The organism is Pelomonas sp. Root1217, from assembly GCF_001425705.1.
GTDB lineage: Bacteria > Pseudomonadota > Gammaproteobacteria > Burkholderiales > Burkholderiaceae_C > Pelomonas.
The window spans coordinates 78,577-92,218 of record NZ_LMDC01000028.1 but is presented as its reverse complement, the minus strand read 5'-3'; the positions used below and the strand labels follow the sequence as shown (position 1 = coordinate 92,218).

The following is a 13,642-nucleotide window of genomic DNA, read 5'->3' as shown; positions in this document are numbered from 1 at the left end:
ATAATGTGCGCTTCATAGGAGAAACCAGTGATGGCCCGGAGATTGCTTCAGTGGCTTCAATCGCCTGGAGAACAAGATGAACTTCCGTACCGTCCTTGCTGGTGTCGCCCTCGCAGCATCTGCCTTGGTGACCCATGCTGCACCCGTCCTCATCATGCAGGGTGTCGGTGGCGTGGATCTGAACAACCTGCTCATCGGCCAGACCTTCCAAGTCGAAGTGATCGTCCAAGGCGGTTCGGCCGGCGAGGTGGATGCCGGTGGCTCCGGCGGCGGTGGTTTCACTGCCGATGGCTCGCCCGCCCTTAACCTGACAAACATCGTCATCGGTACCCTGGGCAATGGTGTGCAGTGGAATCTCGATCCGTCGCTGTTCATCATGGATTACACGGCCGTTGCCGCGGGTTCGGGGTTCATCGCTACCAATTCCCAGTGCCTGAATTCCAATCTTCAGAACTACGGTTGCAGCTTCACCAGCGGCCCGCTGAATTTCACAGTGCGTGATCCCAACCGCCTGCCTGAACCCGCCAGCCTGGCGCTAACCGGTCTCGCTTTGCTCGGCCTCGGCGCAATGCGCCGCCGCGCCCACTGAACGTCGCGGCTCAGCGCCGCACTTCGCTTCCATCCAGGGCCCCACAGTGGGCCCTGATGCTTTCTGCGAGCCGCCTCAGGGCCGGCGTCAGGCGGTGTCGTCCCACCGCCATCCAGTGCAGGGGCGCGGGCTCGCCGAGCCATTCCGGCAGCAGCGCCACCAGCCGGCCAGCCGCCAGGTCGGCGGCCACGTCGAGCCGGCTCTTGTAGGCGATGCCCAGCCCGGCCACCGCCCATTCGCGCACCAGGCCGCCGTCGTCCACGGTGCGGTCTCCGCTGACCTCGACCGCGCAAGCCTCGCCATCGGGTGACGTGAAGCGCCAGCGGCCGTGCAGGCTGTCTCCGAGCATCCAGCGCAGGCAGTTGTGGCCGCGCAGGTCAGCGGGCGTCGGCGGTTGCCCGTGGCGAGCGACATAGGCCGGGCTGGCGCACAGCACGCGACGGTTGTCCGGCGCCAAGGGCAGGGCGATGAGACTGGAGTCCGGCGGCTCGCCGTAGCGCACGGCGTAGTCGACGGGCTCCTGCACAAGATCGGCCACCCGGTCGCTGAGTCGCAGCTCCAGTTGCAGCGCCGAGCTGCCATCGCTGGCGATGAAATCCTCGATCCAGCGCCACAGGTGCTGGCGCCCGATGTCGCTGGGCAGGCTCACCCGCAGGCGGCCGCTGAGGGGCTGGTCCTCGGCCGTGATGCCGCGCAGTGCGGCTTGGCCACCCTCCCAGGCCGCCAGCAGCTGCCGTGCATGCGGCAGCCATTGCTCGCCCGCCTCGGTCAGGCGCAGCCGGCGCGTCGAGCGCTCGAACAGCCGCACGCCAAGCTCACGCTCCAGCCTCGCAATGGTGGCGCTGGCCTGTACAGGGCCGAGGTCCAGCCGTCGCGCGGCCGCCGAGAAGCTGCCAGCCTCTGCTGCGCAGACAAAGAGCTGCAGCGGTGAAAAGCGATCCATCTTCATTGTTGTGATGAAACTGATTCGCCGATCCTAGTCTTTCTGATTTGAATGCCGGACGCCACCATGACAGCCATCACTGATTCGTCTCAGAAAGGACGCCCCATGAAAGCCGTCGGCTATCTGCAATCCCTGCCCATCGATCACCCCGAATCCCTGATCGATCTCGAACTGCGCGCGCCGGCGCCCGGCCCGCTGGACCTGCTGGTTCGCGTCGCGGCCGTGTCGGTCAACCCCGTCGACACCAAGGTGCGACGCAACCGCGCGCCCACGGCATTCCAGCCCGAGGTTCTCGGCTGGGACGCCGTGGGCACCGTGGAGGCGCTGGGCCAGGACGTCAGTGGCTTTGCCATCGGTGACCGCGTGTACTACGCCGGCGCCATCAATCGCCCGGGCTCGAATGCCGAGTTGCATCTGGTCGACCATCGCATTGCGGCGCTGGCGCCCAAAAGCCTCACCGATGCGGAGGCCGCCGCCCTGCCGCTGACCGCCATCACGGCCTGGGAACTGCTGTTCGACCGCCTCGGCGTGGCCGAGGGCGGCGGCGCGGGTCAGAGCCTGCTCATCATCGGCGCGGCCGGCGGCGTAGGCTCCATCCTCGTGCAACTGGCCAGGGAGCTGACCCAGCTGCGCGTCATCGGCACGGCCAGCCGGCCCGAAACGCAGGGCTGGGTGAAGCAACTCGGCGCCCACATCGTCATCGATCACAGCCAGCCATTGCGGCCGCAACTGGTGGCCGCCGGCGTCGCAGAGGTCGAGTTCATCGCCAGCCTCACCCATACCGAGCAGCACTGGGACACCCTCATCGATGCCGCCGCGCCCCAGGGCCGTCTGGGCCTCATCGACGACCTCTCGGGCCCCATCGATGTGATGACGCTCAAGCGCAAGGCCCTGTCCCTGCACTGGGAAATGATGTTCACGCGACCGATGTTCGGCACGGCGGACGTCGCGGAGCAGGGCCGCCTGTTGGCGCGCATCGCCGCCCTGGTCGACGCGGGTCGTGTGCGCACCACGGTCAGCGAGCAGCTGCGCCCGATCAATGCGGCGAACCTGCGGCGGGCGCATGAACTCGTCGAATCGGGCCGCATGCGCGGCAAGATCGTCCTCAGCGGCTTCTGAGCCGCGTCGGACAGCGGCGGGCCCGCGCTGCGCCCTTGTCTGACGCCCGCCCCCTGCCAGCCTGCCTAGGCTGGGGACATGACGATCTTCATCGGTACGTCGGACTGGGGCATTGCGGCCGAAGGCGCGGCCGCCTTCCGTGCGGGTGACTTCGACCTGCAGCGCTATTCGGCCCTGATGGGCTGCGTGGAGATCAACTCGTCCTTCTACCGCAGCCATCGCGCCAGCACCTACGAGCGCTGGGCCGATCGCGCGCCGCCGGACTTTCGTTTCGCCGTCAAATGCCCGAAGCAGATCTCGCACCATTGTCGGCTGGAGGGCGTGAATGAGCCGCTGACGCGCTTCGTCGATGCCGCCGCGGCCCTCGGCCCAAAATGGTGTGTGCTGCTTGTGCAACTGCCCACCACGCTGGCGTATGACGATCTCGTCGCCGGCCACTTCTTCGAGCAGGTGCACGCCCGCTTTGGCGGCACCATCGTCTGTGAACCCAGGCATCCGAGCTGGTTCACGCTGCCGGCCGAGCGCCTGATGCGAGACCTTGAGGTGTCGCGTGCAGCGGTCGACCCCGCGAAGTGGCCGGGCGCTGACGAGCCGGGCGGCTGGAGCCAAGTCCTGGCGATGGACCATGCCCCGCCGCTGTATTGCCGCTGGCATGGTTCGCCGCGGGAATACTGGTCGTCCTACGACGAGGGCTGGCTGCGGGAGCGCGCGCTGTGGCTGCGGGCGCAGTCGCAGCACCAGGCCTGCTGGTGCATCTTCGGCAACACCGCCGGCGGTGCGGCGCTGCGCAATGCGCTGCGGTTGAAGGCCATGCTGCGCTCCGACCTGCAGGTTGAAGAGGGATGGCCGCGCGGCCAGGCATCGTTTGAAGCGCACGGCGTAACGCGGGGCTGAGCGGCTGGCGGCGTGCCCATGCCCGAACGTCGCATGGATTCCGGTGACGCCATCTACGTCGCCACCGCGGGGTGGTCCATCCCCGCCAGGGCGGCCGCCGCCTTCCCCGCGCAGGGCTCGCAGCTGGAGCGTTATGCCGCCGTCGTGAACGGCGTCGAGATCAACTCCTCCTTCTACCGCCCGCACCGGCCGCAGACCTACGAGCGCTGGGCGGCCAGCACGCCCGAGCATTTCCGCTTCGCCGTCAAATGCCCTAAGCAGATCACGCATGAGGCCAGGCTCGAGGGCGTGGACGACTTGCTGGCGCGCTTTGCCGGCGAGGCTGGCGCGCTCGGCGACAAGTGGGCCGTGCTGCTGGTGCAACTGCCGCCTTCCCTGCCTTTCGATGCCCGCGTGGCGCGCCGCTTCTTCAAGCAGGTTCATGCGGCGTTCCGGGGAGCCGTCGTCTGCGAGCCCCGTCATCTGAGCTGGTTCACGGCCGAGGCCGAGCAGCTGCTGTGCGGCTGCGAGGTGGCGCGTGCCGGGGTCGACCCCGCCAAATGGCCCGGTTCCAGCGAGCCGGGCGGGTGGCCGGGCATGCACTATTTCCGCTGGCACGGCTCACCGCGCATCTACTGGTCACCCTATGAGGAGGCTTGGTTGCAGCGGCGCGCCGAGGCGCTGCCGCGAGACGTGCCCTGCTGGTGCGTCTTCGACAACACGGCGTCCGGTGCGGCGCTGCAGGATGCGCTGCGGCTTCAGGCCCTGCTGTGAACCCGGCTCACCACTTGCAGCCCTTGCCACGCGCCGCGTCCACGGCCAGCGGCAGGGCGGCCAGGATGCCAGCGTTCGCGTAGGCCTTGCGGCAGTCCTTGTTGGCAGCATCTTCGATGGACTGCTCGAGCTTGGACTTGCGCTCCGGTGGTTGCGGCAGCATGTCGACCAGGCCCGGGCCGCGGCGGGCGGCAATGTCACCGCGCGGCAGTGACAGGTTCAGCGGCGCGCGCGGCGCGCTTGCCGCGGCCGACGGCGGCATGGGCAGGTCGGGGCCCAGGCGTGAGCCGGCATCGGGCGAGCCTGCGGCAGCTTTGGGTGCGGCATAAGGGCTGGCGTTGGGATCGCCTTTCGCCGGGCCGGCCGGGGCGTTGACCTCGCCGGGCACGTTGCCTGACAGCTCGTTCAGCGCCGACGCGCCAGGTGCGGCCGCGGCGGTTCGCGGGGTGGCGGTGCTTTGCAGCGGTGTGACTGCAGCACCGCCATCGGCCGACTCCAGGCGGCGCACCGGTGCCGGCAGGTCCTGGCTGTTCAGCGCCGGCGCCGTGGCCGTGGCGGCTGCCGCTGGTGCGCGCAGTTCGCTGGAGCGCGTCAGCGGCGTGACGGCGCCGCCTTCGGCTGTCGGCGCCTCCAGCCGCTGTACGGCGGAGGGCAGGGCGGTGCTCGGTTCAGGCTGGGCGACGGTGCTCGGCGGCGCGGCACGCAGCTCGGCAGCGCGTGGCGGTGCCCGGCTCACACCCGCCTCGGCTGGCGCCTCGAGGCGGCGCACCGGAGCCGGCAGCTCGATGCTCGGCGTGGCGGTGGTGGCCGGCGCAGGCGCAGCACGCAGCTCAGCCGGCCGGGGCAAGGCGGCCGCAGGGGCGGCGGGTGCAGCCTCCAGGCGGCGCACCGCCGATGGCAGATCGGCAGGCAGGGTGGGCAATTCGGTCGGGCGGCTCGGCGCGCGCAGGCTGGTGGCGGACGGCAATGGCGCCACGGCGGCCTCGGGCCTGGCTTCCAGGCGGCCAACGGCGGCGGGCAGTTCCGCCGAGGGCGTTTGCAGCGGCGCGGTGCGCGGCGGTGCACTGAGGTTCTCGCGCTCCACGGGTTTGAAGCCCTCGGGCAGCTCCAGCGTCGCCGCGCTCGGCGGCGCGGGCGAGGGCTCCTCGGTGCGGGCGGCTTCGGGTGGCACTTCCTGCGGGTTCGTGCGGCCCAGCCTGGCGGCGCCAGCTTCGGTAACGGCGGGCGTTGGCCCACGCTGTCCGCCGGAGTCGGCCGTGCTGCTGTCGTTCGGCGGCGCGCCGGCTTCACTGCCGCTGCGGCCCAGCAGCTTGACGGTCAGGCTGCCCCAGACACCCTGGCCCGGGGCGGCCGTGCCGCTGGCGTTGCCGAAGACGAGCACCAGCCACACATGCAGCAGCACCGCCAGCAGCAGGCAGCGCTGCAGCTGCTTGGGGTCGGGCGGCAAACGGCGGGGAAGGGCGACGGCGACAGTCACTGCGGGCGCATTTTGGCCCGGCGCCGCGCCCAGATTGTTACCAGCTCCGGCGATCAGAAGATGGTTTGCGCGAAGGTGTCACGCCCGGCGGCCTTGGCGCGGTACAGGGCCCGATCGGCGCGGTCGAGAAGGTCCTCAGCGCCTTCTCCGACACCACCCCAGCAGGCCATGCCGACGCTGGTCGTCACGAGGATCTCGCCGCCCCCGGGCAGCGGCATCGGCGGGCGGATGGCATCGACCAGCTTGGCCGCCACCTGGGAGGCCTCGACGTCGCCCTGCAGGCTTTCCAGGATGACGACGAACTCGTCGCCAGCCAGGCGCGCCGCAGTGTCAGTGCTGCGCACGGCGCCGCGGATGCGCGTGGCGAATTCCTTGAGCACTGCATCGCCAGCGGCATGGCCATGGCCGTCGTTGATGCGCTTGAAGTGGTCGATGTCCATGAAGATCAGGGCCAGGGCCTTCTGGCTGCGGCGGGCGCGCGCCAATGCCAGGGTCAGCCTTTCCTCGAATTCGCGGCGGTTGGGCAGACGGGTGAGCGGGTCGATGCGCGCCAGCTCCTGCAGCCGGCGCTCGACGTCCTTGGTGGCCGTCACGTCGGTGGACAGGGTGTAGACGCCGGCGACATTGCCGTCGGCGCGCCGGTCGGGGATGTAGACGGTGTGCAGGTGCCGGGTCAGGCCCAGGGCCTGCGACACGACTTCGAACTCGATGCGTTCGCCGCGCAGCGCTTGCTCCAGGGCCGGCTGGCGCTGAGCATAGAGGTCGGGACCGATCAGCGCCTTCAGATGGCTGCCGACGGCCAGTTCGGGGTCCACGCCCATCCATTCCTCGAACGTCTTGTTGACGAAGGTCATGCGATGGCGGCGGTCGATATAGGAGATCAGCACCGGCAGGTTGTCGGCGATGGCCTTGAGGTGGGCCTGGGCGTCGCTGAGACGCTGTGCCGCGAGCTTGCGGTCGGTGATGTCGAAGGTCACCGCGAAGACACCGACGACCAGGCCCGCGGTGTCGAACTCCGGCACATAGGTCTGCTGGTATTGGCGGGCCTGGCCCTCACTGGGGCCGGTCTCGGATTCGAAGACGACCGTCTGGCCCGCCATGGCCTTGGCCAGCCAGGGGCGCACTTGCGCGACGTAGTCTGCGTCGCGCACTTCGTCAATGCGCTGGCCGAGCAGTTGCTCGGGATTGAGCTTGAGCAGGGTCTCGAACTGGCGGTTGGCGAACAGGTAGCGGCCGTCGGTATCCAGGTGGGAGATCAGGGCCGGCAGGTTGTCGGTGATGGAGCGCAGGCGTCGCTCGCTGCGTTCCTGCTTCAACTGGGCGCTGCGCAGGGCCGTGATGTCGAAGGTCATCAGGTAGAAGCCGCTGACGGCGTCGGTTTGGGCGTCGCGCATCGGCACCAGGTGGATCTGGAAATAGCCGGTGCCGTCGCGCCAGGGCAGCGAGCCCTCGAAGGTCTGGCGCTGGCCTTGCAACACGGCCTTCACATGGGCCTCATGCAGGGCATAGCTGGCCTCACCCAGGCCGTCGCGCATGGGCAGGCCGATGGCCTTGTCGCGGTCGACGTTGTGGACCTTGAGCGCCAGGTCATTGGCAAAGACGCAGCGCTCCTGGGCATCGAAGACGCCGACCATGGCGGGGATGGCGTTGGTCACGTCGCGCATGCGTTGCTCGCTGGCGGCGAGCTGGCGCGCGGTGGCCTTGCGCTGGCTGACATCGCGAACGAAGGCATGCGCGGCGTAGCCATCGCCTGCGGCCACGGCGGCAACGGACAGCTCCACGTCCAACTGCCGGCCATCGCGGTGCTGGGCCATGAGTTCGACGCGCTGGTTGACGACGCGACCCTGGCCGGTGCGCCGGAAATGCGCCATGCCGGCCTCGTGGGCGGCGCGAGACTCGGGCGGGATGATGAGTTCGGCAACGCGCTGGCCCCTCGCCTCGGCCGCCGTGTAGCCGAACAGGCGCTCGGCCTGCAGGTTCCAGTCGGTGATGAGGCCTTCGCTGTCCAGGCCGATGAAGGCGTCGCTGGAGTTGTCGAGGATGGCGCGGCAGCGCGCCTGCTCGCCGGCGAGCTGTTTCACCAAGGGCCGCACGTGCTGCCTGAGCACCCAGGTGCCGAGCAGGGTCAGCACGGTCAGCAGCAGGGCCAACCAGCCCAGGCGCTGGCGGATGACGGCGAAGACGGCGTCGATGTCGGCCTTGACGACCATCGCCAAACCGGTGCGCCCAAGCGGCACATAGGCCGCGACGACGGGCACGCCGCGCAGGTCGGGCGTCAGCATGACGCCCGTCTCGCCGAGCAGGGCGCGGTTGATCGGCAGGTTGACGTTGCCGCTCGCGTCGAACATCGGGATGGTGAAGGCCTGCGGGTAGAGCTTGGACGGCACGCAGGACGCGACCTTGTCGACGCGGTTGCAGATCAGCACGTCGGAGGAGGCGTCGGTGTCGCGGATGCGCATGACCAGGCGGTCCATCAATGCCAGGCGCTGCTCACTCTGGAAGCGGCCCACCACCTCACCCCTGTCCATGACCGGAACATCGGTTGCAAGGAGGAAACCGCTGGTCCAGGCGAGACGACTCGTGGCGGTGTAGTCGGGCGCCAGCGCCAGCGACGGCGTGCCGACCTGGGCCGCGAAGGCGCCTGCCTCGGCCAGCGGCGCGCCGGTGGCATCGACGAAGCGGGCCGCAGTGACGCCGGCCGTCAGCAGGCTGCGCGTGATCGTGCGCAGACGCTCGCGCCGGGCGATATCGGCCGAGCTGCTGGCCAGCGCGGTGAGTTGCTCGACGACGATGGGGCGGGTGGCGATGGTCTGCGCAAGCCAGACGCCGCTGTCGACGGCGCTGACCAGTGCCTCGGCGGTGAGCACTGCCGTGGAGCGCACGTCCTCCTTGCGCGTGTGCTCGAACTCCGATTCCAGCGCCGCGAAGCCGCCCGCGCCGGCCGCCACGGCGACCAGGGCCAGCACGGCCAGCGAGCGCCGCGTGATGCGCTGCTCATGCAGGTCGATGCGCTCACGCAGGCCGCTCCAGCCCAGGCGCAACTCCCAGGTCGACAGGGCCAGTAGCGCCAGGCCCGCGGCCGTCGGCAGCGTCAGGCGGTTGTATGAACCCCAGTGGTAGAGCCGCTCCAGATCCAGCAGATAGCCCAGGATGCCCAGGAGGGCGATGCCGGCCGCGGCGAAGATGCCGGCCGCGCTCAAACGCCGGGCCAGGGTGCGTGGCGGGCCGGCCAGCAGTCCCAAGCTGCCGAACAGCAGCAGCAGGGCCACGCAGCCATTGGGTGAGATGCGGCCGGGGTGGGGGTTCAGGGCCGTTGGCAGCACACCTGGGCGGGTGATGTCGATGCCCAGTGACAGGCCGCCCACGGCTTCGATGAGCATCAAGGCTGGCAACACGGCCAGCAGCAGTGCCAGGCCTTGTACGGCGCGCCTTGCGGCAGCGCTTGGCGCTTGCCCGCTGCGCCAGCCGGCCATGACCCAGGCCGTGGCGCCGCCGAGCAGCAGCAGCACCGACGACACGATGCCGATCTCGGCCAGCCCGGGCAGAAAATTTCCCAAATCCAGTTGCAGGCACCAGCGCACAGCGACAAAGCCGGCGACGAGCATGCAGGCCAGCGCGGTCCAGCGGGCGGTCGACAGGCGAGGCAAGGGTGTCATCGGGCGGCGAAGGACGGCTATGACCGTTGTATATCAGCTTGAGCGACGCCTGGGTCAAGGCCAACGGGTCAATTCGTGGTGGACGGATGCCAGCCAGATGCCGTCGGCCGTGATGCTGCGCTCGATGACCTGGGTAGCACCATTGGCCTCACGGATCAGCACCGTCGCGCAGCGGGTGCCGTAGACAGCCCTGTCAGGCCGCTCCGGATCGAGCATGCGCACGAAGCGGGGCGACAGCAGGCGTTCGCGGGCCAGGCCAACGCCGGTGTCGGGCAGAGCTGCATCCGGAGCCGGCGTGGCGTCGGCCAGCGCGGCGAAGAGCCGGCTTGCCAGTTGCTGCGCCGAGGCTGAGCGGCCGAGCGCCTCGGCGAGCGCTTCCGACAGGCCCAGGGTCTTGGGCCAGGGCGTGTCCAGCGAGGCGTTGGACAGCGCATGAATGCCGGGCCGCAGTTCAAGCGGCGCGGATGCGCGGTTGCTGATCCAGTGCCAGGCGTTGCGGGCCAGATCGGCAGTGACCAGATTGAAACCGTTGTAGTCGCCAGCCAGACCTGCCGCGAAATCGTCTGCGTCGCTGGACGAGCCCAGCCAATCAACGACCAGGGCGCCGCGCGACGGCGCATCGATGACCTGCCGGCCGGGCTCGCGCACATTGGTCAGCAGCGCGAGGCGCCCGGCGCGCGTCAGGCCGAACCAGGTGCCGCCGGCGCTGAGATCGCGGCCGGCGAGGATGTCGGGCCGATCTGGCCACCAGGCCATGGGCGCCGCAGCACGGGCGAAGAACTCGTCGCGGTTGGCGGCGATGACGAGGGGGAAGCGTGGGTGGGCGTTCAGCGCGAAGGCGGCGAGGCACATGGCCGCTTCAGCACTCGACGATATTCACCGCGAGGCCGCCACGGGCCGTTTCCTTGTATTTGGTCATCATGTCGGCGCCGGTATCGCGCATGGTCTTGATGACTTTGTCGAGGCTGACGAAGTGCGTGCCATCGCCGCGCAGCGCCATGCGCGCCGCGTTGATGGCCTTGACCGAAGCGATTGCGTTGCGCTCAATGCAGGGGATCTGCACCAGGCCGCCGACGGGATCGCAGGTCAGGCCCAGGTGGTGCTCCATGCCGATCTCGGCCGCGTTCTCGACTTGCTCGGGCGTGCCGCCCATCACCTGGCAGAGGGCCCCCGCCGCCATTGAGCAGGCCACGCCGACCTCACCCTGGCAGCCCACCTCGGCGCCGCTGATGGAGGCGTTTTCCTTGTAGAGGATGCCAATGGCCGCCGCCGTCAGCAGGAAGTCGACGACGCCCTTTTGCGTGCTGCCGTGCACGAAGCGCGTGTAGTAATGCAGCACCGCGGGAATGATGCCGGCCGCGCCATTGGTGGGCGCCGTGACGACGCGGCCGCCAGCGGCGTTCTCTTCGTTGACGGCCAGCGCGTAGAGGTTGACCCAGTCCATCACCTGCAGCGGGTCGCGCAGCGCGGCCTCGGGGTTGGCCGTCAGGTCGCGGTGCAGCTGGGCCGCACGGCGCTTGACCTTGAAGCCGCCGGGCAGCACGCCCTCGGTCTTGCAGCCGCGCGTGACGCAGGCCTGCATGACGTCCCAGATCTTCATCAGGCCGGCGTCGATCTCGGCCTCGCTGCGCCAATGGCACTCGTTGCGGCGCATCAGCTCGGCGATGGACAGGCCGTGGCGCTTGGTCTGCGCCAGCAGTTCGTCGCCGCTCTTGAAGGGGTAGGGCAGCACGGTCACGTCGGGCGCGATGACCTTCTGCTTGCTGCCGTCGGCCGCCACCTCATCGCTGACGATGAAGCCGCCGCCGACCGAGTAGTAGACGCGGTTGGCCGTTTCTTGGCCCTCGGCGTCGAAGGCGATGCAGCGCATGCCGTTGGCGTGGAAGGGCAGCGTCTCGCGGCGCTTGAAGATGAGGTCCTTGGCTTCGTCGAAGGCCACCTTGTGCTGGCCGATGACGTTCAGGTCGCCGGCACGGATCGCATCGAGCAATGCCGGAATGGCCTCCACGTCCACCGTGTCCGGCTCATGCCCGGCCAGGCCCAGCAGCACCGCCTTGTCGCTGCCGTGGCCCTTGCCCGTGGCGCCCAGGCTGCCGTACAGGATGACCTGCACGCGCGCCACCTTGTCCAACAAGCCGTCGTGCTGCAACCGCAGGCCGAACAGCCGCGCCGCGCGCATCGGGCCGACCGTGTGCGAACTGCTCGGGCCGATGCCGATCTTGAAGAGGTCGAAGACGGAGACTGCCATGGGAGGCCTTTCGGGCAATGGGTGGAAGCCTCTCAGCGAAGCGGGTGCAGGCGCTGCCTACACTCCCGCCCCATGCTGAAGAGGTGTTTGGGTGGGCGCCAGCGAGCCTGGCGGTGGTGGGCGGCGGGAATGGTGTGGCTGCTGTCGGGAGCCGCCTGGGCGGGTGGCGTCGACCTGCAGGCGCTGCCGGCCGATGGGCTGGCGCTCGGGCTGCACTGGGAGGTGCTGCAGGACCCGGGCCGTGAGCTGGACCTCGCGGCCGCGGCCCGCAGCGACTGGCAGCCCAGCACGTCCAGCGGCGAGGCCGTGTCGTTCGGCTACACCGGGGCCGCGGTCTGGCTGCGCCTGCCGCTGCGCAACGACGGCAGCCAGCCGGCACAGGCCATGCTGGATATCAGCTACCCGCTGCTGCAATACCTCGATGTGATGCTGCTCGCGCCGGACGGCACCGCCATCAGGCATGAGCTCGGCTACCAACGCCCCTTTGCGCAGCGGCTCTGGCCGGGCGGCAACTTCGCGGTGCCAATCACGCTGGCCCCGGGCGAGACCCGGACGCTGGTGCTGCGGGTGGCGTCGGCCAACTCCCTGATCGTGCCGGCCCGGCTGTGGCGCGCCGACGCCTTCCCGCACTTCGACCAGCGCCGGCTGGCCGTACAGATGCTGTACTTCGGGCTGGCGCTGGCCGTAGGCCTCTACAACCTGGTGATCTTCCTGCTGCTGCGCGACGCGTCGTTCGGTTGGTATGTGCTGTTCGCCGGGAGCATCGCGGCAGCGCTGGCCTGCTTCACCGGCATCGGCACCAACTTCCTGTGGCCGGACGCAGCCTACTGGCAGCAGCGCGGCGTGAACGTGCCCGGCTCGGTGGCGGCCATCGCGCTGATGATGTTCTCGCGCCGCATGCTGCGCACGCCGCAGACCATGCCACGGCTGGACCTCGGGCTGCGCGCGCTGATCGGGCTGAATGTGCTGCTCATCCCGTTGCTGATGGCCTGGTTCGCGCAGACGGCGCCGTTCTGGGCCATCTGCAGCGCCACGACGGCCGCGCTGCTGCTGGCCTGCGGCATCACCGGCACGCTGCAGCGCCAGCGCAGTGCCTATTTCTTCGTCGTGGCCTTCAGCGTGCTGCTGGTGGCCGTGCTGCTGGGCCACATGCGCAACCTGGGCGTGCTGCCCAGCAACCTGATCACCAGTGCAGGCACCCAGATCGGCTCGGCGGTTGACCTGCTGCTGCTGTCGTTGGCGCTGGCCGACCGCTATGCGCACATGCGCGCCGACAAGGAGCAGGCCCAGGCGCGCGCGCTGCAGGCCGAGCAGGCCCGCGTGCAGGCATTGACCGACAGCGAGCGTGTGCTGGAAGCGCGCGTGCTGGAGCGCACCGCTGCGCTGGAGGCGGCCAACCGACAGCTCGAACTGATGAGCCAGACCGACGGCCTGACCGGCCTGGCGAACCGCCGGCATTTCGACGCGGTGCTGGCTGCCGAATGGGCGCGCGCCCAGCGGGCCGGCCAGCCGCTCGGCCTGGGGCTGCTCGACGCCGACCTGTTCAAGGCCTACAACGACTCCATGGGTCATGTCGCTGGCGACGACTGCCTGCGCCAGATCGCGGCCGTGCTGATCGACACCATCGGCCGCCGCAGCGGTGAGTTGGTGGCCCGCTACGGCGGCGAGGAGTTCGCCTTCATCGTGCCCGGTGCCGACGGCGATCGGATGCAGGCGCTTGGGGAGCGCATCGTCGCCGCGTTGCGAGCGCGGGCACTGCCGCATCCGGCCAGCCCCACGGGTCATGTCACGGCCAGTATCGGGCTGGCGGCCGAAGTGCCCGGTTCCGATCGCCGCCCGGAGCTGCTGGTGCAGACCGCCGATACGGCACTCTATGCCGCCAAGGCAGCCGGCCGCGATCGGGTGCAGCTGGCGCACGAGGGCTAGAACGGGGACCTGGTCGTCGTCTGTCTTCCGATACCAG

General features: G+C 69.6%; 10 protein-coding genes. 5 read left to right on the top strand and 5 right to left on the bottom strand.

What is annotated here, in order from left to right:
- Positions 1-76: 76 nt before the first annotated feature.
- On the top strand, positions 77-589 hold the full coding sequence (locus tag ASC95_RS20495) for a PEP-CTERM sorting domain-containing protein (RefSeq protein ID WP_157256432.1): 513 nt from the start codon (positions 77-79) through the stop codon (positions 587-589).
- Between the two features lie 10 nt (positions 590-599).
- On the opposite strand, the gene ASC95_RS20490 is transcribed toward ASC95_RS20495, so the two are convergent.
- Positions 600-1,532, bottom strand: coding sequence for a LysR family transcriptional regulator (locus ASC95_RS20490; RefSeq protein ID WP_057300437.1), 933 nt, complete (start codon positions 1,530-1,532; stop codon positions 600-602).
- Positions 1,533-1,637: 105 nt separating this feature from the next.
- Between ASC95_RS20490 and ASC95_RS20485 the strand changes: the two genes are divergently transcribed.
- From ASC95_RS20485 to ASC95_RS20475, 3 genes are all read left to right on the top strand, one after another.
- The gene (locus ASC95_RS20485; protein ID WP_057299577.1) at positions 1,638-2,651 is read left to right on the top strand and encodes a zinc-binding alcohol dehydrogenase family protein; all 1,014 of its coding nucleotides are present in this window, start codon (positions 1,638-1,640) and stop codon (positions 2,649-2,651) included.
- Positions 2,652-2,729: 78 nt separating this feature from the next.
- On the top strand, positions 2,730-3,545 hold the full coding sequence (locus ASC95_RS20480) for a DUF72 domain-containing protein (protein ID WP_057299576.1): 816 nt from the start codon (positions 2,730-2,732) through the stop codon (positions 3,543-3,545).
- 18 nt (positions 3,546-3,563) lie between these two features.
- On the top strand, positions 3,564-4,298 hold the full coding sequence (locus tag ASC95_RS20475) for a DUF72 domain-containing protein (protein ID WP_200960183.1): 735 nt from the start codon (positions 3,564-3,566) through the stop codon (positions 4,296-4,298).
- A 7-nt stretch (positions 4,299-4,305) separates the two neighbouring features.
- Here ASC95_RS20475 and ASC95_RS20470 read toward each other — a convergent pair whose 3' ends face one another.
- From ASC95_RS20470 to ASC95_RS20455, 4 genes are read right to left on the bottom strand one after another with little or no spacing between them, the layout of a single operon-like run.
- On the bottom strand, positions 4,306-5,775 hold the full coding sequence (locus tag ASC95_RS20470) for a hypothetical protein (RefSeq protein WP_057299574.1): 1,470 nt from the start codon (positions 5,773-5,775) through the stop codon (positions 4,306-4,308).
- A 53-nt stretch (positions 5,776-5,828) separates the two neighbouring features.
- On the bottom strand, positions 5,829-9,431 hold the full coding sequence (locus ASC95_RS20465; RefSeq protein ID WP_057299573.1) for a PAS domain-containing protein: 3,603 nt from the start codon (positions 9,429-9,431) through the stop codon (positions 5,829-5,831).
- A 54-nt stretch (positions 9,432-9,485) separates the two neighbouring features.
- A complete protein-coding gene (locus ASC95_RS20460) occupies positions 9,486-10,283 on the bottom strand; it encodes an NRDE family protein (protein ID WP_057299572.1) in 798 nt (265 codons plus the stop codon).
- Positions 10,284-10,290: 7 nt separating this feature from the next.
- Positions 10,291-11,679 (bottom strand): L-serine ammonia-lyase, encoded by a 1,389-nt coding sequence (locus ASC95_RS20455; RefSeq protein WP_057299571.1) that lies wholly within the window; start codon positions 11,677-11,679, stop codon positions 10,291-10,293.
- Positions 11,680-11,751: 72 nt separating this feature from the next.
- On the opposite strand from ASC95_RS20455, the gene ASC95_RS20450 reads away from it, so the two are divergent.
- Positions 11,752-13,605: a diguanylate cyclase gene (locus tag ASC95_RS20450; protein ID WP_082567979.1), complete on the top strand. Its 1,854-nt coding sequence runs from the start codon at positions 11,752-11,754 to the stop codon at positions 13,603-13,605.
- Positions 13,606-13,642: the final 37 nt, after the last annotated feature.

Coding starts and splice junctions, on each gene's coding strand:
- ASC95_RS20495 (WP_157256432.1), top strand. CDS start 77: ATGAACTTCCGTACCGTCCTTGCTGGTGTCGCCCTCGCAGCATCTGCC.
- ASC95_RS20490 (WP_057300437.1), bottom strand. CDS start 1,532: ATGGATCGCTTTTCACCGCTGCAGCTCTTTGTCTGCGCAGCAGAGGCT.
- ASC95_RS20485 (WP_057299577.1), top strand. CDS start 1,638: ATGAAAGCCGTCGGCTATCTGCAATCCCTGCCCATCGATCACCCCGAA.
- ASC95_RS20480 (WP_057299576.1), top strand. CDS start 2,730: ATGACGATCTTCATCGGTACGTCGGACTGGGGCATTGCGGCCGAAGGC.
- ASC95_RS20475 (WP_200960183.1), top strand. CDS start 3,564: ATGCCCGAACGTCGCATGGATTCCGGTGACGCCATCTACGTCGCCACC.
- ASC95_RS20465 (WP_057299573.1), bottom strand. CDS start 9,431: ATGACACCCTTGCCTCGCCTGTCGACCGCCCGCTGGACCGCGCTGGCC.
- ASC95_RS20460 (WP_057299572.1), bottom strand. CDS start 10,283: ATGTGCCTCGCCGCCTTCGCGCTGAACGCCCACCCACGCTTCCCCCTC.
- ASC95_RS20455 (WP_057299571.1), bottom strand. CDS start 11,679: ATGGCAGTCTCCGTCTTCGACCTCTTCAAGATCGGCATCGGCCCGAGC.
- ASC95_RS20450 (WP_082567979.1), top strand. CDS start 11,752: ATGCTGAAGAGGTGTTTGGGTGGGCGCCAGCGAGCCTGGCGGTGGTGG.